The organism is Bradyrhizobium sp. P5_C11_2 (genome assembly GCF_054049755.1).
This window is the reverse complement of sequence record NZ_JBFULT010001000.1, coordinates 1-1,370: the sequence shown is the minus strand read 5'-3', so window position 1 is coordinate 1,370 and position 1,370 is coordinate 1. Positions and strand designations below refer to the sequence as shown.

Annotated in this window: 2 protein-coding genes and 1 pseudogene; all 3 read right to left on the bottom strand. The window is 66.2% G+C overall.

The features are described 5' to 3' along the window. Positions 1 to 434, bottom strand: a 434-nt coding sequence (locus ACXJL8_RS41085) for an ABC transporter permease subunit (RefSeq protein ID WP_456687043.1), incomplete at its 3' end; no start/stop codon positions are given. After that, positions 434 to 1,192 carry an ATP-binding cassette domain-containing protein gene (locus tag ACXJL8_RS41080; protein WP_456619621.1) on the bottom strand — a complete coding sequence of 253 codons (759 nt, stop codon included), beginning with the start codon at positions 1,190 to 1,192 and terminating at the stop codon, positions 434 to 436. The genes ACXJL8_RS41080 and ACXJL8_RS41085, both read right to left, overlap by 1 nt. Before the next feature lie 12 nt (positions 1,193 to 1,204). Further along, positions 1,205 to 1,370: pseudogene (locus ACXJL8_RS41075) on the bottom strand (xylose isomerase); the annotation flags it as partial.

Here is a 1,370-nt window from a genome sequence, read left to right as displayed (position 1 = left end):
GCCACGCCGAGACCGGCGACGACCGAGACCAGCAGGATCAGCCCCGGCACATTGGCCAGCACGGTCTTGCCGTCGGCCGCCATGTGCACGAACAGGGAGCCTACGGGCGAGCCCGGCATCGACAGCTCGGTCATGACCATCGAGGTGATCATCGCCGAGAAGCACATCATCGAGCCGACCGAGAGGTCGATGCCGCCGGTGATGATGACGAAGGTGACGCCGAGCGTGGCGATGGCGATGAAGGAAAAGTTCTTCGCCACGTTCTGCATGTTGCCTTCGGTGAAGAAATAGGGGCTGGCGAAATGCATGATCACCAGCAGCACCGCCAGCGCGAGCAGCACGTAGCCGGTCTGGGAGGCGAAGATGCCGCGCTGCCACCACCTGATGCGGCCGACATTCGAGAAGGTGATCGGGGATTCCAAGGGCATGGCCATCACGCCGCCTCCTTCGCGCCGGTGATGAGGGCGGTGACTTCCTCGGGACTGGTCTCGTGGATCGGCTTGTCGGCCCGCTTCTCGCCGCGCCGCATCACGATCACCCGGTCGCACACCGCGAACACGTCCGGCATGCGGTGCGAGATCAGCATGACGGCGACGCCCTGCTCCTTCAGCCGGTGGATCAGCCCGAGAACCTGCTCGACCTGGCGGACCGAGATCGCGGCGGTCGGCTCGTCCATCATCACCAGCCTCGCATTGGAGAGCCGCGTCCGCGCGATCGCAACCGCCTGGCGCTGACCGCCCGACATCTGCTTGACGAGATCGTCGGGCCGCGTTTCCGAACGCAGCTCGCCGAACAAGTCCAGCGCGCGCGCCGCCATCGCCTTGTGGTCGAGCAACGCGAACGGACCGAATTTGCGCTTCAGCTCGCGGCCGAGAAAGACGTTGGCGGCCGCGGTGAGATTGTCGGCAAGCGCGAGGTCCTGGTAGACCACCTCGATGCCGACCGCGCGGGCATCGACCGGCCGGCTGAAATGAACCGCATTGCCGGCGAAACGGATCTCGCCATGGCTGGGGCGGAAATTGCCGGCGATGATCTTGACCAGCGTCGACTTGCCCGCGCCGTTGTCGCCCATCAGGCCGACCACCTCGCCCGGGAGCACCTGCATGTCGACGTCGTGCAGCGCGCGGATTGCGCCGAACTCCTTGCCGATCCCGGTCAGTTCGAGGACCGGCGTTGCTTCAGCACTTGTCATCAGCGCCCTTCCTCAGACATGGCGGTTGACCAGGGATTCCAGATATTCCTGACGGCCCGAGCGCGGCTGCGGATCGAAGCCGGGGGAGAGCGCACAATCGGCGAGGTCGGCGAGCGAGCGCTGGCCGCCGAGAATGGCGCGGCCCTCGGGGCCCGCCCATCCTTCGTAGCGCTTGTCG